Source organism: Azonexus sp. GW821-FHT04F04 (genome assembly GCF_059420025.1).
In genome coordinates, this window is record NZ_JBWKSX010000007.1 from 1 (window position 1) to 16,991 (window position 16,991).

Consider the following 16,991-nt stretch of genomic DNA (forward strand, 5'->3'; position numbering starts at 1 on the left):
CATGATAGTTAACAGTCCAGTATGGATTGGTTTTACTCACGTACTCATAAATTATGATGGGTTTTATACAATATAGCCTACAGATGTACACGGCGCCGCAGAAGAAATTCCTGGCGCGCAGCGAAGACGAAGTCCTGGAAAGCATCCGGCTGACCGGCCAGCGGTATGGTGGTGAAATCCGCCGCGTCTTCCTCGCCGATGGCGATGCGCTGGTGCTGCCAACCCGGCGCCTGATCAATATTCTCGAAGCTATCCGTACGCACCTGCCGGCCGTTCGGCGCATTTCGTCGTATTGCCTGCCGCGCAATCTGCGCAAGAAGTCGCAGGCGGAAATCGACGAACTGGCGGCGGCCGGCCTGAAAATGGTCTATGTCGGCGCCGAGTCGGGCGACGATCAGGTGCTGGCAGCTGTCGACAAGGGTGAAACCTTCGACACCACGCGCGACGCGCTCGACAAGCTGGGCGCGGCCGGCATTACGCGTTCGGTGATGATTCTGAACGGGCTGGGTGGCAAGGCTTTGTCGTTGCAGCACGCCGAAAATTCGGCGCGGTTGGCCAACGCCACGCAGCCGGAATATCTGGCGACGCTGGTGGTCAGTTTTCCGCAGGGCGAGGAACGGTTCCGGGCCGGATTTCCGGGGTGGGAACCGCTTGATCAGCATGAGCTGTTTGTTGAGATGGAGCGGTTTCTTGGTTTGCTGGAGCTCAAGCGGACGGTGTTTCGCAGCGACCATGCGTCGAACTGGCTCGTGTTGAAGGGGACGCTGGGCGCTGATAAGGAACGGTTGTTGGCGCAGGTTCGGATGGCGATTGCCTCGCCTGATGCGGCGCGGTTGCGGCCGGCCTGGGCTAGGGGGTTGTAGCTTCGATTGGCTTGGGGTTCCGCCTTGCTGGCGGGCGTACTTTCTTTTGCTTCGCCAAAAGAAAGTAGCCAAAGAAAAGGCGACCCCAGGGTCGGCGCCCCTTCGGGGTTCCTTGCGCTACTCGGCAGGCCGGGCGGCTGCGGAACTCGGGCTACGCCCTCAAACAGTCCTCGCCGAAGGCCCCCGGCCCGCCTGCGTTGCTCAGCGCCTCTCATGGGGACCCGAAAGGCGTCCACGGGCAACCGGTTTGCCGGAAAAAAATGATTCCTACGGTCAACCGGAAAAAACGGCCAAAAATGAAATCCGCTGGTCGTTCGTGGACGCCTCTCTCCTCCCCCTGACAGGGGGAGGCCGGGAGGGGGTTGGTTTCCGGGCCCCTTGGGAGGTGCCGAGCAACGCAGGCTGGCGCGGGAAAAGGGCGAGCACTGTTTGAGGGCGAAGCCCGAGTTGCGCAGCCCCCGCGTCAGACGAGTAGCGCAGGGAACCGGCGCAGCCGGCACCGACCCAGGGTCGCCTTCTTCTTTGGCTACTTTCTTCTTGGCGAAGCAAGAAGAAAGTACGCCCGCCAGCAAGGCGGAACCCCAAGCCAATCGAAGCGGCCGGCTTCAGTCTCCGACCAAGCCCCCCAAATAAACACATTCCATTTTTAGCCAAATTTTCCGGTTGACCGTGGCATTCGCCTAAACCGCCTTCCCAACCCGCAATGCACTAAAAATCGCCAACGTCTGCAAAACGGCAATGCCAATCAACACCTCCCCAAACCGCCGCCCATCCATCATCCCGCCAAAAATAACCGGCGCCATCGCCAGCCCAAGATCCAGCCCGGAATAGACAAACCCATAAACCCGCCCGTAAGCGGATTTCCCAAAGCGCGCCGTGGCAGCGCGACGTACCAGCAGATCCCTCGACGGCCCGGCGATGCCGGTGCAGAAGCCGATGCCGCCCATCAGCGGCAGGATGGCCCAGCCCGGCGGGATGCCGCTGGCGAGCAGAACGGCAAGCAGGGCGGCGATGCCGAGGGCGCCGGCGATCAGGTAGTCGTGGGCGTTCTTCTGGGCGAGAAAGCCGCCGAGGATGATGCCGGCGGCGCCACCGACCAGATAGGTCGACAGGGCCAGCGCGGCCGTCGTCAGCGACAGGCCGTAGAGCGCCTGCAATATCGGGCTGGAAAAGTTCTGGATGGCGCCGAAGGCGGCCGTGATGAGCAGGAAAAAGAGGAAGCACAGCCAGACGGCGCGCGAGCCGAGAAAGGCGAAGGTCGGCGATCTCGCTTCGTCGCTTTTTGCTGCGCGATGGTCGTGCGCCTCGTTGATAGTTTCCCGGCGCCAGAAGAGCAGGGCGAGGGCAACGAGGGCGACGAGGCTGGCGCCGAGCGCCGCATTGCGCCAGCCATAGGCCGTGGCGACGCCGGTCATGAAGACCGGTGCAGCGGCCCAGCCGAGATTGCCGGACAGGCCATGCACCGAGAAAGCGTGGCCGAGCCGGGCCTGCGACACGCGGTGGTTGAGCACAGTGAAATCAGCCGGGTGAAAGACGCTGTTGCCGAGGCCGGCCAGCGCGGCGGTGGCGATCAGCATCGGGTAGCCGGTGGCGAAATGCAGCACGACGCCGGCCAGCGCAAAGCAGCTGATGCCGCCGCCAAGTACCCGCGCCGCGCCGAAGCGGTCGACGAGAAAGCCGGCCATCGCCTGGCCGATGCCGGAGACGATGAAAAACACGGTCATCGTCATGCCGATGCCGGTAAAACTGAGGTCGAAGTCCTGCATCAGCCACGGAAAAAGCGGCGGCAGCAGCAGGTGGAAAAAGTGCGAAACGCCATGCACGAAGCCGATCAGGGTGATCACTTCAATGTCGTTGCGCTGGGGCGCGGGCAGGGTGGCGGCCGTCATGGATAAAGTCCGAGTAAAACGTTAAGGATTGCAGTCTAGCTTTGCGAGTGCTTGACCGCGACGCGATATTCGGACAAAAATTATCGCAATGCAGACAGACCTTTGCTTCGATCCCTTACCCCGCCGCGCCCCCACCGCCGAGTTGCCGATGACGGTCAATCTGCGTTGCCCGCCGGCCGATGTTTATGTGCCGCCGCACCGCCACGACTGGGCGCAGCTGGCCTATCCGCTGCGCGGCGGCATCCGCATTTCGGCGGCCGGCATGACCTGGCTGGTGCCCGCTTTGCGCGCCGTGTGGATTCCGCCGCATATCCAGCACGATCTGCTCATGCTCGGTGAAGTCGAATTCCGCACCGTTTATATCGCTCCCGAAGTGGCCCCGCTGCCGCTCGATGCCTGTTCGGTGATCGAGGTTTCCGACCTGATGCGGGCGCTTTTCGAGGCACTCAGCGAGGCTGACGGCGACGGCCAGGATGCGTCGTTGCGCCAGCGTCAGGTGACGGCATTGTTGCTCACCGAAATCCGCCGCGCACCGCCGCTTTCGCTTGGTTTGCCGATGCCGCAGGACCGGCGCCTGCAAGCCTTGTGTCAGGCGCTGATCGACGATCCCGCCTCCGCGCTGTCGCTGGCTGAGTGGGCGGCCCGCGTCGGCGCCAGCGAGCGGACTTTGGCCCGCCTCTTTGTCAGCGAACTGAAATTGAGCTTCGGCGCCTGGCGCCAGCAATTGCGCCTGGCCCGGGCGCTCGACCTGATTGGCCGCGGCCGCCCGTACGGCGAAGTCGCGGCGGAACTGGGCTACGCCAGCCAGGCCGCCTTCTCGGCCATGTTCAAGCGCGCCTTCGGCGTGCCGCCGGGGCGCTTCATGCAGGAACGCAGTACGCCGCCCGCAGTCGAGCTGGACGACTGACCAGGAGATCGAAGCTGCTGCTGCCCGCCTGAAACTGTCGGCGTGTGGCGGACACAGCTACACTGCGTCTTTCACTGACGGATGCAAGACGATGGAACGCTGCCCCTGGTGCGAAGGATTCGACCTCTACCGCGAGTACCACGATACCGAATGGGGCCTGCCGCTGCGCGACGACCGCGCCCTGTTCGAACTGCTGATCCTCGAAGGCGCCCAGGCCGGCTTGTCCTGGGCCACCGTGCTCAAGAAACGCGCGCACTACCGGCAGGTATTCGACAACTTCGACCCGCACAAGATCGCCCACTACGACGAACAAAAAGTCGCCGCCCTGCTGGCCGACCCCGGCATCATCCGCAACCGCGCCAAGATCGCCGCGACCATCCAGAACGCCAAGGCCTATCTGGCGCTGACCGCCGGCGGCCAATCGTTCAGCGATTTCCTGTGGTCTTTCGTCGGCGGGACGCCGCTGCAAAACGCCCGGACATCGCTGGCCGAAGTCCCCGCCAAAACCGCGCAATCCGATGCCCTGAGCAAAGCCTTGGCTCGCGCCGGCTTCAAATTCGTCGGCTCGACGATTTGCTACGCTTTCATGCAGGCAACGGGGATGGTAAATGATCATTTGATCAGTTGCCCGCGCTATGAGGAAGTGCAGGGGCGCTGATTTTTGCAACGCTCGTCGCGGCTATGCATGCTGTTGTCGGCACCAATACCCCCGAGCCTCAGACTGCTCAGAAGCGCGGTTTTCTCACCGTGAAAACCGGATAATGGCGGCCAATTTGTTTTGAACGCTATTTTGGAAGCCCCGCATGGAAATCAAGGTCAACTTTCTCGACAAGCTTCGTCTTGAAGCCAAGTTCGACGACTTCACGGTCATCGCCGACCAGCCTATCCGCTACAAGGGCGATGGCTCAGCGCCGGGGCCGTTCGATTACTTTCTGGCTTCGTCGGCTTTGTGTGCGGCTTATTTTGTGAAGCTGTACTGCGACACGCGCAACATTCCTACCGAGAACATCCGCCTGTCGCAAAACAATATTGTCGATCCGGAAAACCGCTACCAGCAGATTTTCAAGATCCAGGTCGAGTTGCCGGCGGATATTTCTGAAAAGGACCGGCAGGGCATTTTGCGTTCCATCGACCGGTGTACCGTAAAGAAGGTGGTGCAGACCGGGCCCGAGTTTGTAATCGAGGAGGTGGAAAATCTCGATGCCGATGCGCAGGCCTTGCTGACGCTGAATTCCGACTCAGAGGCAAGCACCTATATTGCCGGCAAGGATCTGCCGCTTGAGCAGACTATCGCCAACATGTCCGGCATTCTGGCGGGCTTGGGCATGAAAATCGAGATCGCCTCGTGGCGCAACCTGGTGCCCAACGTCTGGTCACTTCATATCCGCGATGCGCACTCGCCGATGTGCTTTACCAACGGCAAGGGCGCCACCAAGGAAAGCGCGCTGGCCTCGGCGCTGGGCGAGTTCATCGAGCGGGCGAATTGCAATCACTTCTACAACGACCAGTTCTGGGGCGAAGAGATTGCCAACGCGGCCTTCGTGCATTACCCGAACGAGCGCTGGTTCAAACCGGGCCGCAAGGATGCGTTGCCGACCGGGATGCTCGATGAATACTGCCGGGAGATCTACAACCCGGATGGTGATCTGCGCGCTTCGCACCTCTACGACACCAACTCCGGCAACACTGAGCGCGGCATCTGCACGCTGCCCTATGTGCGCCAGTCGGACGGCGAGATGGTGTATTTTCCGACCAACCTGATCGACAACCTATTCCTGAGCAACGGCATGAGCGCTGGCAACACGCTGGCCGAAGCGCAGGTGCAATGCCTGTCGGAAATTTTCGAGCGGGCGGTCAAACGCGAAATCCTCGAAGGTGAGATCGCGCTGCCCGATGTGCCGCAGGACGTGCTGGCGAAATACCCCGGCATCTTGGCCGGCATCGAGGAACTCGAAAATCAGGGCTTCCCGGCGCTGGTGAAGGATGCGTCGCTGGGTGGAGAGTTTCCGGTGATGTGCGTCACCCTGATGAACCCGCGCACGGGCGGCGTGTTTGCGTCTTTCGGCGCCCACCCCAGCTTGGAAGTGGCGCTGGAACGCAGTCTGACCGAGCTGCTGCAGGGGCGCAGCTTCGAAGGCCTCAACGATCTGCCCCGGCCGACCTTCGAAAGCAATGCCGTCACTGAGCCGAACAACTTTGTCGAGCATTTCATCGACTCCAGCGGCGTGGTGTCGTGGCGCTTTTTCAGCGCCAAGTCCGATTACGAATTCGTTGAGTGGGATTTCTCCGGCCACGGCGAAAACTCCAATGCCGACGAAGCCGCCGCCTTGTTCGGCATTCTCGAAGACATGGGCAAGGAAGCGTACATGGCGGTCTATGACCAGCTTGGCGCCACGGCCTGCCGCATCCTGGTGCCGGGTTATTCGGAAATCTACCCGGTGGAAGACCTGATCTGGGACAACACCAACAAGGCGCTGGCCTTCCGCGCCGATATCCTGAACCTGCATCAACTCGACGATGCCGGCCTGGCGGCCTTGCTTGAACGCCTGGAAGACAGTGAGCTCGATGATTACACCGACATCATCACCCTGATCGGCGTCGAGTTTGACGAGAATACGGCCTGGGGCCAGCTGACCATTCTGGAGTTGAAGCTGCTGATCAATCTGGCCTTGCAGCAATTTGAAGCAGCGCACGAACTGGTGGGCACTTTCCTGCAATACAACGAAAACACGGTCGAGCGCGGTTTGTTTTATCAGGCCTTGAACGTGGTGCTCGAGGTGCTGCTCGACGACGAACTGGAACTGGACGATTACGTGGTCAATTTCCGCCGCATGTTTGGCGACCCGCGGATGGACGCGGTGATCGGGTCAGTGGACGGCAGCGTGCGCTTCTTCGGCTTGACGCCAACGAGCACGAAACTGGAAGGGCTCGACAGGCACCAGCGCCTGATCGACAGCTACAAAAAACTGCACATGGCGCGGGGCAATTCTGCCCGGTAATCCAAGGTCAGCCCAAGCCGCGTTGCGCTCAGAGGGCAAACCTCGGCTGCTTCTTACGCCCCGTCCTTCTCCAGCTTCAAGGATGCCGAATTGATGCAGTAGCGCTGCCCCGTCGGCGCCGGGCCGTCGTCGAAGACGTGGCCGAGATGGGCGCCGCAGTCGTGGCAGGTGACTTCGGTGCGGATCATGCCGACGCTGCGGTCGACGTGTTCGTCGATCAGTTTTTCATCGTTCGGTGTGTGGAAGCTCGGCCAGCCGCAGCCGGAATCGAACTTGGCTTCCGAGCGGAAGAGCGGGGCGCCGCAGCAGATGCAGTGGTAGGTGCCGTCTTCGTGGGTGTCCCAGTATTTGCCGGTGAAGGCGCGTTCGGTGCCTTTCTGGCGGGTGACGCGGTACTCGGTTTCGTCGAGCTGGGCACGCCATTCGGCGTCGGTTTTTTCGATTTTCGGCATGTTTTTTTCCTTGTGATGACCAAGTCTGACCAGCGTGGCAGGCGCAGGTTCAGGTCGTCTGGCTTTGGCGAAACTGGGCGACATCGCGGCCCGGCGGGGCGCCGAACATGCGGCGATATTCGCGGTTGAATTGCGAGGGGCTTTCGTAGCCGACGTGATGCGCGGCGGACGCGGCATCGGTGTCGTTGACCAGCATCAGGCGGCGGGCCTCCTGCAGGCGCAGCTGCTTCTGGTATTGCAGCGGTGTCATTGCCGTCAGCGCCTTGAAATGATGGTGCAGCGACGAGCGGCTCATGTTGGCCAGGCTGGCCAGCCGTTCGATGCTGAGCGGTTGGTCGAGGTTGGTTTTCAGCCAGTCGATGGCGCGGACGATCTGGTGGCTGTGGCTGCCGCTGGCGGCGGCCTGGCGCAGGCGTGAACCGAGGGGGCCGGCGAGCAGGCGGTAGAGCAGTTCGCGCTCGATGATCGGGGCGAGCACCGGGATGTCGGCTGGCGTATCGAGCAATCGGGCCAGGCGCAGGGCGGTGTTCTGGATGTCGACACTGAGCTGGCCGACCGCAATGCCACGGTCAACGCCTTCAAATGCGCGATTTTTGGGCATGGCCGCAGTCAGCTCGTTGATCTTGAGCGGGTCGATGGCGAGCCCCAGACCAAGGTAGGGCTCGGTGATTGAGGCCTGCGTGATGCGCGCAAAAATCGGAAGATCGACCGATGAAATGAGGTAATGGCGGGCATCGTAGTCGTAGGTGTCGTCGCCGACCGTGATGCGCTTGGCGCCCTGGGCCATCATCGCGAACACCGAGGTCATGATGGCGCAGTTGGGCACCTCGGTGTTCGATCCACGGAAAAGCTTGAGGTTGGGAATGGCCGTGTCGACACCGCCGTCCGCCTGGCAGTGACGGTCGATGATGGCGGCCAGCTCTGTGCGCTGGCGCGCCAGATCGGCGTTTTCCATGGCGTTGGAATCATTTGGGCGAGGCGTGGTCAGAACGGCAGTATCCATGACCGGAGAGTAGCGGTTTTGGCGCTGGCCGGCGAGAGGCTGCGGACATGTTCTGGAGGATCAGGCAATAAGTCTGCACGATTGGGTTATCGCTTGCCGCCTTGCCTCGCCCACACTATTCGCACAAACAGCAGCCACGGGATGGCTGCTGATCCCCTTCCGACGAGGAGTATGCAGATGATCAAACTGACTATTAACGGCAAGGCGCATCAACTCGATGTGGCGCCCGATACGCCGCTGCTTTGGGCGCTGCGCGACACGCTGCAGATGACCGGGACGAAATATGGCTGCGGCCAGGCACTGTGCGGCGCCTGTACGGTGCATGTCGATGGCACCCCGGTGCGCGCCTGTTCGACGCCGGTCTCGGCGGTGGTTGGGCGCAAGATCAGGACCATCGAGGCGGTCGATAGCGAGCGCGTCGGCAAGGTCGTCCAGGAAGCCTGGCGCAAGCTCGATGTCGTGCAGTGCGGCTACTGTCAGTCCGGCCAGATCATGAGTGCCGTGGCGCTGCTCAGCCAGAATCGCAAGCCGACCGATGCCGACATCGATACCGCCATGTCGGGCAATCTGTGCCGCTGCGCGACCTATGTGCGCGTCCGCGCTGCCATCCACGAAGCCGCCCAAGCGCTGGCCTGAGGAGATAGATCATGAGCGAAATCATCATTGAAAACCTCAGCCGCCGCCGTTTCCTGCAAGGTAGCGCCGGCCTGACGCTGGGTTTTTGCCTGCCGGTGATGGCTGCCGGGGCCGCCGGAAAGTCGGGCGTTGTCGCAGCCAGCACGGCCACTTTCGAGCCGAACGCCTTTTTGCGTATCGGCGCCGACAACAGCGTGACCGTCATGTCCAAGCACCTCGAAATGGGGCAGGGTACCTACACCGGGCTGGCCACGATTCTGGCCGACGAACTCGATGCCGACTGGAAGCACGTGCGCGTAGAAGGCGCCGCGGCGGATGCCAAGCGCTACAACAACACCTTCTGGGGCCCGGCGCAGGGCACCGGCGGCAGCACGGCGATGGCCAATTCCTGGGACCAGATGCGCAAGGCCGGGGCAAGCGGGCGGGCCATGCTGGTTTCGGCCGCGGCCAAGCGCTGGAATGTCGGCGCAGCGGAGATCGTCGTGCGCGACGGCATCGTCAGCCATGCCGCCAGCGGCCGTAAAGCCAGCTTTGGCGAACTGGCGCTCGATGCCGCCAGGGAAACCGTGCCGACCGAGGCCAAACTCAAGGACCCCAAGGATTTTCGCCTGATCGGCAAGCAGGCCAAGCGCAAGGACAGTGCGGCCAAGACCAACGGTACGGCCCAATTTACGCAGGACGTTTTCCTGCCCGGCATGCTGGTCGCCGTGGTCGCCCATCCGCCGCAGTTCGGCGCTACGGTGAAGTCCTTCGATGCGACCAAGGCCAAGGCGATCAAGGGTGTCGTCGATGTGGTACAGATTCCGCAGGGCGTTGCTGTGCTGGCCACCGACACGTGGAGCGCAAAGAAGGGGCGTGATGCGCTGTCAGTCAGTTGGGACGACAGCAATGCCTTCAAGCTGGGCAGCGATGAAATCCTGGCCCAGTACAAGGAAATGGCCAAGAAGCCGGGTCTGGTCGCCAAGCAGACTGGCGACACGGCGAAAACCTTTGCCGGCGCCGCCAAAGTGGTCAGCGCATCCTTCGATTTTCCCTACCTCGCCCATGCCGCGATGGAGCCGATGAACTGTGTCGTCCAGCTCAAGGCCGATGGCTGCGAAGTGTGGAATGGCGAGCAGTTCCAGACCGTCGATCAGGGCCGGGTGGCGGCGCTGTTCGGCCTCAAGCCCGAGCAGGTCAAACTCAACATGCTCTACGCCGGCGGCAGTTTCGGGCGGCGGGCCTGTACCCAGTCGGATTACGTGCTGGAGGCGGCGCAGATCGTCAAGGCGATCAATGGCAAGGCGCCCGTCAAGCTGGTCTGGATGCGCGAGGATGACATGCGCGGCGGTTACTACCGGCCGCTCTTCCATCACGCGCTGGAAGCGGCGCTCGATGGTAGCGGCAAGCTGGTCGGCTGGCATCACCGACTGGTCGGACAGTCGATCATGGCGGGATCGCCTTTCGCGTCGATGATGATCAAGGACGGCATCGACCACGTTTCGGTCGAAGGCGCTTCGAATCTGCCGTATGCGATTCCCAATCTGCTGGTTGATCTGCATACGCCGACCAATATCGGCGTGCCGGTACTCTGGTGGCGCTCGGTCGGTTCGTCGCATACAGCCTACTCGACTGAGGTTTTCCTCGATCAGGTTGCCGCTGCGATGGGCAAGGACCCGGTCGCACTGCGCCTCGAACTGCTGACCGAGCACCCGAAACACGCCGGGGTGCTCAAGCTGGCATCCGACAAGGCTAACTGGGGAACGCCACTCAAGGCAGCCGCCGGCGAGCGTCGTGGGCGCGGCGTGGCGGTGCATGAGTCATTCAACTCCTTTGTCGCTCAGGTGGCCGAAGTGACGGTCAAAAAAGACGGTTCGATCAAGGTCGACCGCGTCATTTGTGCGGTCGATTGCGGCACGGCGATCAACCCGGACAACATCCGTTCGCAGGTCGAAGGGGCGGTTGGCTTTGCCCTGACTGCTGCCATGAGCGGTGAAATCACGCTCAAGGACGGGCGTGTCGAGCAGGGCAACTTCGATGGCTATCCGCTGCTGCGCATTGGCGACATGCCGGTGGTCGAGGTGCACATCATGCCCTCAACCGCCGCCCCGACCGGCATCGGCGAACCCGGCGTGCCGCCGCTGGCGCCGGCCGTGGCCAATGCCATCGCTGCCGCGACCGGCAAGTTCCTGCACAAGATGCCGTTTAACACCGCCGAATTGGTGGCCTGAGATGGACAGCCTGGATATGCAGGTACTCGACGCCGCCCGAAAATGGGCGGCGGCCGGGCATCGCTTCGCGCTGATCACCGTCGCCCGGACCTGGGGTTCCGCCCCGCGGCCGCCGGGTGCCTGGATGATCCAGCGCGACGACGGGCAGGTGCAGGGTTCGGTTTCCGGCGGCTGCATCGAGGATGATCTGATTCGCCGCGCCGCCTCCGGCGAGTTCACGGGCAGCGCGCCGCGCCTGCTGCGCTACGGGGTGACGGCCGACGAGGCGCATCGCTTCGGCCTGCCTTGCGGCGGCACGCTGGAACTGGTGCTCGAACCGGCACCCGATGTGGGCCTGCTCGAACATCTCGCCCAGCGCATCGGCACCGGCCAACTGGTCACGCGCCGGGTGGATTTGGCAACCGGTGTAGTCAGCCTTCAAGGCGGCAGCGCCGGCGACAGCCAGCAGTGGGACGGCCAGATGCTGGTTACCCTGCACGGCCCGGCGTGGCGACTGCTGATCATCGGCGCCGGGCAGATATCGCGCTACCTGGCGACCATGGCGCAGGCCCTCGGCTACCGCGTTTATATCTGCGACCCGCGCAGCGAGTATGCCGACGGCTGGGATGTGCCCGGCACCGAGCGCATCGCCGCGATGCCCGATGATGCGGTGACCGAACTCAGCCTCGATCCGCGCAGCGCCGTGGTGGCGCTGACCCACGACCCCAAGCTCGACGACATGGCCCTGCTCGAAGCCCTCAAGTCGCCAGCCTTCTACGTCGGCGCGCTTGGTTCGCAGGCCAATAACAGTAAACGCCGCGAGCGACTGCTGCAGTATTTCGATTTGTCGCAGGCCGAAGTCGACCGTCTGCACGGCCCGGTCGGCCTGCCCATCGGCAGCCGGACGCCGCCCGAAATCGCTGTTTCCATCCTGGCCGAAATGACGGCTTTGAAAAATGGGCAAAATTTCCGGTTCACCGTGGAAGTCCCCGATCCCTACGCCTGTCGGGTCGAATGAGGCCGATCGTCGGCATTCTTTTGGCGGCGGGCAGCAGCCGGCGTTTCGGCGCCGACAAGCGGCTGCATCCATTGCCCGACGGCACGCCGATGGCGATCGCCTCGGCGCGGAATCTGGCCGTCGTTTGTGCCCGCACCATCGTTGTTATCCGGCCCGACGATACGGTGCTAGCCAGCCTTCTTGCGGAGGAGGGGCTGGAAATCGTTGTTTGCGCAGAGGCGCAGCAGGGTATGGGCCACAGCCTGTCCAGCGGCGTCGCCTCAACCGCCGATGCCGCCCGCTGGCTGGTCGCGCTGGCCGACATGCCTTACATCCAGTCAGCCAGCTATCACGCAGTCCTTCACGCCATGCTGGGTGGGGCAGCGCTGGCCCGGCCAATCCACAATGGACGTCCTGGTCATCCGGTCGCCTTCGCCGCGGTTCATCTCGACAAGCTACTGGCGCTGACCGGCGACCAGGGGGGCAAGGCCATTCTCGAGGCCGATCCAGCTGCGCTGGTGCTCTGCCCGGTCGACGATCCCGGCGTGCTCAAGGATGTCGATGTGCCGGTCCAAATCGAAGCTTTGGGCAGTCCGGCTGGTGCACTTTCCGGATAGCCAGATGGCAGCCAGAGGCTGCGGGCAGGGCGGTTCTGGGCTATCATTCTGCAATTGCCGAGGACCAACGCGATGAACCCAACACCCCTGACCGATGCCGATCTTGACCGGCTTGAAGAACTGCTCGAATCCGACGTTTTCCAGGGCGAGGCCATGCGCCTCGACGAAATCCAGGCCATGCTGTGCGCCGTTGTCAGCGCACCCGAGCCGGTGCCTCCCGCCATCTGGCTGACCGAAGCCCTCGGCAAGGGTCTCGAAGCCGGCGGCAACCCGGACGTCGAAGCCGCACTCGAACTGCTCATGCGTCTGAACAACGACCTCGCCGCCGCGCTGTTGGCCGATGAAACGATTGCCCCGGTGCTCTATCCGCTCGACGAAGCCTGCACCGAATATGACTACGAAGCCTGGGCCGATTCCTACGTCTTCGGCGCCGGTCTGGCCGGTGACTGGTACGAAATGGCTGGCAAACATGCCGACGACCTGTCAGAACTGCTCGAACCCATGTTCGTGCTCAACGGCATGCTCAAGGAAGATGCCGAAAAAAGCGGCGAACGCTGGTTCCCTCCAGCCGAAGAAGCGCGCCTGATCGCCGACATCCAGGAAAATCTGCCGGTCATCGTCCAGACCCTGTACAACTTCTGGCGCAACAAGCGGACGGGCGGCACCGTCCAGCGTGAAGGCGACAAAGCCGGCCGCAATGACCCTTGCCCCTGCGGCAGCGGCAAGAAATTCAAGCAGTGCTGCGGCAGCCCGGAAAAGTTGAACTGATCAGCCCCTTGCTGGCTGATTTTCCGGCAGTAGCTGTACTGCAAAGAGCCCCGAAAGGGGCTTTGGGCTCTTTTGAGAAGATGGTTTCTGTATTCTGCGAAGAAGAAGCCCCCAAGCTTTTGGGCTACATCAGCAACTGAATAAAGACATCTGAGTTTCTCCGAGGCTGCCGAGCAATAAAGCAAAACGGGAGCCGCAGCCCCCGCTTGTGTATAGCCTGAAAGGGCTGTCAGGCCGATGCGTTGTTATTGCGTTTACGGCTTGCAATACCCGCGATCAAACCAAGGCCTGCCAACAGCATGGCGTAGGTTTCGGGTTCGGGGACTGCTGCGACGCTCAGATTGATGTTGTCAACCTGGGCGTACACCGAGCTGAAGATAATCTTGTTAAGGCCCTTGAAGCTGTCGTTGAAGGTCAGTGTTTCCAAGGTATTGGTGGTGCCATCCAGTGTGAAATTCTGATTGACGTAACCACCTGCAGCCCGGTATCCATAGACACTAAAGTAGTTGCCTGCCCCGCCGGTATAAAAAGACGCCGCATCCATACTCACCAGATCGAATGTGCCTCCGCCGACCCGTTCCAATACGAAGGCGCTGCCGTACTGGTAGACGTAGTCCGAATAGACGCCTGGGGTGCCGGTCCAGTTGGCGTTCTTGTCGGTGGTGGCATGGATCGTACCGCCCCCGTAGGTAAAAGATACGCCGGAACGGGTGATCAGGCTGAAACCGTCTTCGACATAGGGTTGGCCAACCGTAACAATTGGGCTGGTAGTCGTCGTTGCCAGGGAATTGAAGTCAATCACAGCGGCACTTGCCTGGCCGGACAATACGCCAAGGATCGTGCAGAAAAGGTATGCAGGGTAGTGAGTCAATTTCATCTCGGGTTCTCCGGGTGCAATTTGCGCAGTTCTTGTGAAGTACAGTCCAGCCAAATGGTAATCAGGCTAATGCCTATTGATTAATGCTCTCATTTCCATTGTTGGCGGAGCAATAGTCTGAATGGGCTAAATTCTAGGTTGAGCCGACCGGTCCGCTACCGCTGTATTCCTGCCGTTGGAACGGCATCGAAGGCTGACAGCAAAGAGCACACCATAGCCACTCGCTGGCATTCTGCGGTTAGAAATGCTGGCTGCTTTGTTGTGACCAATTCTAAGTTCCCGAAGATATCCCGGTTGCCGCACGAAAATCCCGATTAGAGATCGCCGCTTTGTTGTTGGGCTTGGGCAAGTCGCATGGCGTGCCAATCCTGGCTAGGTGCTGAAGGGTTTGGCGTGATTGGGGTTTGTTGCGGCTGCTCTTGCGCCACGCCTAGCGCTCGGCGATGGTCAGCGGGGTGATGTCGGTGCGGCAGAGTCCAGCCAGTTCGGCTACGACGCGATTTATTCCGTTGCCGACCAACCACCAGGCTTGCCCATAGGAGCGCACCGTCACGCCGTGCTCGGCGCACAGCTGAATCGCCTTCTGGCGAAGTTCTTCAATTTTGTTTGTCATTTGAAATCCGTGTTGTCTTTGTCTCCAGAGGCACAGACTCTAACAGTTATTTATTACGGGTATTTTACCGTGGCAGCTTGATGGCGATGGATCCGGCCAATTTTGTTGCCTATCGACTGCCATTTCGCATCGTCAATAAAGCCGTCGGTCTCCGGGATAATATTTGACGAATTGCCGCAGCAGGCTACGCTTGAACTGTGGGTTCGAATGGAAAGGTGCGTGTCATGACAAAACTCTTTTTTATCGTGTATCTGCTGCTCGCCTGTTTGCTTCCTTCGCAGGTGTTGGCACAAGGTGATGCTTCGACGCTTGTCGAAAAACATTTTGGGAATGTCACCTATGTCAGTGGTGGTATCGGTGACGAGGAGCGGGAGGAAATCCGCTTGCGTGAAGGGGATTTCAATCTGAGGCTTCTTTTTGCCGAACGCGATGGCTCCTATCTCGGGAGCGTTGATGTGGTCGTGCTCAATGCCAAGGGCGAGAAGGTTCTTGAAGCCAATTCGGCGGGACCGTTCCTGCTCGCCCGGTTGCCGCCGGGAAGCTATGTGATCAAGGTTTCGATGAACGGTCAGGAGCAGCAAAGAAAGCTGTCGATCACCGACAAGCGCAGATCTGAAGGTGTTTTTCGCTGGTAACGGCGACTTTGCAAGGGGTTCCCGGCGTGAAAAAAGGCCGTTCAGATGAACGGCCTTATTGACGTTTAGCCCAGATCAACCGGCACGAATATCCGTGAATCGCCGCGTTCGATCAGGATGGCGGCTTTCTTGCCGGATTTGGCGATGATGCCGCGTAGCTGGTCGATGTCGCCGATCGGCTGGCCATTGACCGAAACGATGATGTCGCCCGGGCGGATGCCGGCGCGGCCGGCGGGGCCGCCGGATTGTTCGACGAGCAGGCCGCCTTTGACTTCTGCCTGGCGCTGTTCTTCCGGGGTCAGCGGGCGGACGGCGACGCCGAGGCGGCCTTTGTCGGGGGACTGGGCTTCGCTTGAAGCCACTTTTTCCTCGCCGAAGCTGCCGACTTTGACGTCGATGTTGCGCGTTTCGCCCTTGCGCCAGACTCGCAGGCGGGCCGTTTCGCCGGGCATCTTGGTGGCGACCGCGGCAGGCAGTTCGCCGGCGGCTTCGATGGTTTTGCCATCGAAGCCGAGAATGACGTCACCCGGCTCCAGCCCGCCCTTGGCAGCCGGGCTGCCTTTTTCGACGGAGGCGACCAGCGCGCCGGCCGGCTTGGCGAGGCCAAAGGTGTCGGCCAGCGACTGATTGACTTCCTGGATGCTGACGCCGAGCTTGCCGCGCTGGACCTTGCCGTGGGCGACGATCTGCTTCTCGGCATTCATCGCCACTTCGATCGGGATGGCGAAGGAGAGACCCTGGTAGCCGCCGCTGCGCGAGTAAATCTGCGAGTTGATGCCGATTACTTCGCCATTCATGTTGAACAGCGGGCCGCCGGAATTGCCGGGATTGACCGCGACGTCGGTCTGGATGAAGGGCACGTAGCTGCCGTCCGGCAGGTTGCGCGACTTGGCCGAGACGATGCCGGCGCTGGCGCTGCTTTCAAAGCCGTAGGGCGAGCCGATGGCGAGCACCCAATCGCCGACCTGGGTTTGCAGCGAGGTGCCGATCCTCACCGTTGGCAGGTTTTTGGCGTCGAGCTTCAGCACGGCGACGTCGCTAGCCTTGTCGAGGCCGAGCACCTTGGCCTTGAATTCGCGTTTGTCGTTGAGCTTGACGGTGACTTCCTCGGCGCCATCGACGACGTGCGCGTTGGTCAGCACCGTGCCGTCGGCCGTGACGATGAAGCCCGAACCGAGGCCCTGCATCGGCTGCCGGCTTTCCGGCATCTGGCCGCGGAAGTGGCGGAAGAACTGGAAGAACGGGTCGTTCGGATCCATCTGCTGGAGGTCGGGCATATTGGCTGCCGTCTTGCGCGTGCCGGTGACGCTGATATTGACCACGGCCGGGGCGTTGCTGGCGACGATGCTGCGCATGTCGGGCAGGCCGTTCGGGATGGCGACGCTGATGGCCGGGGCGGCAACTGCTGCTGCGGTCGGCTGGGTGGCGGCGTTGGCATGGCCAAAAGGCACGTTCTGGCCAAGCGAATAGGCGCCGCCGAGGGCTGCCGTGACGGCGACGGCAGCGACGGTCATCTTCAGTGAGTTACGTTTCATGGGATCCTCTT

16 protein-coding genes are annotated in these 16,991 nt (G+C 61.7%); 10 read left to right on the forward strand and 6 right to left on the reverse strand.

What is annotated here, in order from left to right; genetic code table 11:
* Positions 1-53 precede the first annotated feature (53 nt).
* Positions 54-863 (forward strand): radical SAM protein, encoded by an 810-nt coding sequence (locus AC07TV_RS13985; protein ID WP_494648984.1) that lies wholly within the window; start codon positions 54-56, stop codon positions 861-863.
* Positions 864-1,543: 680 nt separating this feature from the next.
* On the opposite strand, the gene AC07TV_RS13990 is transcribed toward AC07TV_RS13985, so the two are convergent.
* The gene (locus AC07TV_RS13990; RefSeq protein WP_494648985.1) at positions 1,544-2,752 is read right to left on the reverse strand and encodes an MFS transporter; all 1,209 of its coding nucleotides are present in this window, start codon (positions 2,750-2,752) and stop codon (positions 1,544-1,546) included.
* Positions 2,753-2,840: 88 nt separating this feature from the next.
* Here AC07TV_RS13990 and AC07TV_RS13995 point away from each other — a divergent pair, with 88 nt between their 5' ends.
* From AC07TV_RS13995 to AC07TV_RS14005, 3 genes are all read left to right on the forward strand, one after another.
* Positions 2,841-3,659 (forward strand): AraC family transcriptional regulator, encoded by an 819-nt coding sequence (locus AC07TV_RS13995; protein WP_494648986.1) that lies wholly within the window; start codon positions 2,841-2,843, stop codon positions 3,657-3,659.
* 91 nt (positions 3,660-3,750) lie between these two features.
* Complete coding sequence (locus AC07TV_RS14000) at positions 3,751-4,317, forward strand: DNA-3-methyladenine glycosylase I (protein WP_494648987.1); 567 nt, start codon at positions 3,751-3,753, stop codon at positions 4,315-4,317.
* Positions 4,318-4,462: 145 nt separating this feature from the next.
* Complete coding sequence (locus tag AC07TV_RS14005; RefSeq protein ID WP_494648988.1) at positions 4,463-6,658, forward strand: OsmC domain/YcaO domain-containing protein; 2,196 nt, start codon at positions 4,463-4,465, stop codon at positions 6,656-6,658.
* A 53-nt stretch (positions 6,659-6,711) separates the two neighbouring features.
* Here AC07TV_RS14005 and msrB read toward each other — a convergent pair whose 3' ends face one another.
* The gene (gene msrB / locus AC07TV_RS14010; protein WP_494648989.1) at positions 6,712-7,110 is read right to left on the reverse strand and encodes a peptide-methionine (R)-S-oxide reductase MsrB; all 399 of its coding nucleotides are present in this window, start codon (positions 7,108-7,110) and stop codon (positions 6,712-6,714) included.
* 49 nt (positions 7,111-7,159) lie between these two features.
* Positions 7,160-8,113, reverse strand: a complete 954-nt coding sequence (locus AC07TV_RS14015; RefSeq protein ID WP_494648990.1) for an AraC family transcriptional regulator — start codon at positions 8,111-8,113, stop codon at positions 7,160-7,162.
* A 177-nt stretch (positions 8,114-8,290) separates the two neighbouring features.
* On the opposite strand from AC07TV_RS14015, the gene AC07TV_RS14020 reads away from it, so the two are divergent.
* The 5 genes from AC07TV_RS14020 to AC07TV_RS14040 all read left to right on the forward strand — a co-directional run bounded on the left by AC07TV_RS14020 (position 8,291) and on the right by AC07TV_RS14040 (position 13,320).
* Positions 8,291-8,749: a (2Fe-2S)-binding protein gene (locus AC07TV_RS14020; protein ID WP_494648991.1), complete on the forward strand. Its 459-nt coding sequence runs from the start codon at positions 8,291-8,293 to the stop codon at positions 8,747-8,749.
* A gap of 11 nt (positions 8,750-8,760) precedes the next feature.
* Positions 8,761-10,959 (forward strand): xanthine dehydrogenase family protein molybdopterin-binding subunit, encoded by a 2,199-nt coding sequence (locus AC07TV_RS14025; protein WP_494648992.1) that lies wholly within the window; start codon positions 8,761-8,763, stop codon positions 10,957-10,959.
* Position 10,960: 1 nt separating this feature from the next.
* Complete coding sequence (locus AC07TV_RS14030; protein WP_494648993.1) at positions 10,961-11,956, forward strand: XdhC family protein; 996 nt, start codon at positions 10,961-10,963, stop codon at positions 11,954-11,956.
* Positions 11,953-12,552: a nucleotidyltransferase family protein gene (locus AC07TV_RS14035; RefSeq protein ID WP_494648994.1), complete on the forward strand. Its 600-nt coding sequence runs from the start codon at positions 11,953-11,955 to the stop codon at positions 12,550-12,552. Before AC07TV_RS14030 ends, AC07TV_RS14035 begins: the two co-directional genes overlap by 4 nt.
* A gap of 72 nt (positions 12,553-12,624) precedes the next feature.
* Positions 12,625-13,320 (forward strand): UPF0149 family protein, encoded by a 696-nt coding sequence (locus AC07TV_RS14040; RefSeq protein ID WP_494648995.1) that lies wholly within the window; start codon positions 12,625-12,627, stop codon positions 13,318-13,320.
* Positions 13,321-13,549: 229 nt separating this feature from the next.
* Here the strand turns inward: AC07TV_RS14040 and AC07TV_RS14045 are convergent, their stop codons facing one another.
* On the reverse strand, positions 13,550-14,197 hold the full coding sequence (locus tag AC07TV_RS14045; RefSeq protein ID WP_494648996.1) for a PEP-CTERM sorting domain-containing protein: 648 nt from the start codon (positions 14,195-14,197) through the stop codon (positions 13,550-13,552).
* A gap of 430 nt (positions 14,198-14,627) precedes the next feature.
* Positions 14,628-14,810 carry a hypothetical protein gene (locus AC07TV_RS14050; protein WP_494648997.1) on the reverse strand — a complete coding sequence of 61 codons (183 nt, stop codon included), beginning with the start codon at positions 14,808-14,810 and terminating at the stop codon, positions 14,628-14,630.
* 224 nt (positions 14,811-15,034) lie between these two features.
* Between AC07TV_RS14050 and AC07TV_RS14055 the strand changes: the two genes are divergently transcribed.
* A complete protein-coding gene (locus tag AC07TV_RS14055; RefSeq protein ID WP_494648998.1) occupies positions 15,035-15,445 on the forward strand; it encodes a carboxypeptidase-like regulatory domain-containing protein in 411 nt (136 codons plus the stop codon).
* Between the two features lie 65 nt (positions 15,446-15,510).
* On the opposite strand, the gene AC07TV_RS14060 is transcribed toward AC07TV_RS14055, so the two are convergent.
* A complete protein-coding gene (locus AC07TV_RS14060; RefSeq protein WP_494648999.1) occupies positions 15,511-16,980 on the reverse strand; it encodes a DegQ family serine endoprotease in 1,470 nt (489 codons plus the stop codon).
* Between the last annotated feature and the right edge of the window lie 11 nt (positions 16,981-16,991).

Coding starts and splice junctions, on each gene's coding strand:
- AC07TV_RS13985 (WP_494648984.1), top strand. CDS start 54: ATGATGGGTTTTATACAATATAGCCTACAGATGTACACGGCGCCGCAG.
- AC07TV_RS13990 (WP_494648985.1), bottom strand. CDS start 2,752: ATGACGGCCGCCACCCTGCCCGCGCCCCAGCGCAACGACATTGAAGTG.
- AC07TV_RS13995 (WP_494648986.1), top strand. CDS start 2,841: ATGCAGACAGACCTTTGCTTCGATCCCTTACCCCGCCGCGCCCCCACC.
- AC07TV_RS14000 (WP_494648987.1), top strand. CDS start 3,751: ATGGAACGCTGCCCCTGGTGCGAAGGATTCGACCTCTACCGCGAGTAC.
- AC07TV_RS14005 (WP_494648988.1), top strand. CDS start 4,463: ATGGAAATCAAGGTCAACTTTCTCGACAAGCTTCGTCTTGAAGCCAAG.
- msrB (WP_494648989.1), bottom strand. CDS start 7,110: ATGCCGAAAATCGAAAAAACCGACGCCGAATGGCGTGCCCAGCTCGAC.
- AC07TV_RS14015 (WP_494648990.1), bottom strand. CDS start 8,113: ATGGATACTGCCGTTCTGACCACGCCTCGCCCAAATGATTCCAACGCC.
- AC07TV_RS14020 (WP_494648991.1), top strand. CDS start 8,291: ATGATCAAACTGACTATTAACGGCAAGGCGCATCAACTCGATGTGGCG.
- AC07TV_RS14025 (WP_494648992.1), top strand. CDS start 8,761: ATGAGCGAAATCATCATTGAAAACCTCAGCCGCCGCCGTTTCCTGCAA.
- AC07TV_RS14030 (WP_494648993.1), top strand. CDS start 10,961: ATGGACAGCCTGGATATGCAGGTACTCGACGCCGCCCGAAAATGGGCG.
- AC07TV_RS14035 (WP_494648994.1), top strand. CDS start 11,953: ATGAGGCCGATCGTCGGCATTCTTTTGGCGGCGGGCAGCAGCCGGCGT.
- AC07TV_RS14040 (WP_494648995.1), top strand. CDS start 12,625: ATGAACCCAACACCCCTGACCGATGCCGATCTTGACCGGCTTGAAGAA.
- AC07TV_RS14045 (WP_494648996.1), bottom strand. CDS start 14,197: ATGAAATTGACTCACTACCCTGCATACCTTTTCTGCACGATCCTTGGC.
- AC07TV_RS14050 (WP_494648997.1), bottom strand. CDS start 14,810: ATGACAAACAAAATTGAAGAACTTCGCCAGAAGGCGATTCAGCTGTGC.
- AC07TV_RS14055 (WP_494648998.1), top strand. CDS start 15,035: ATGACAAAACTCTTTTTTATCGTGTATCTGCTGCTCGCCTGTTTGCTT.
- AC07TV_RS14060 (WP_494648999.1), bottom strand. CDS start 16,980: ATGAAACGTAACTCACTGAAGATGACCGTCGCTGCCGTCGCCGTCACG.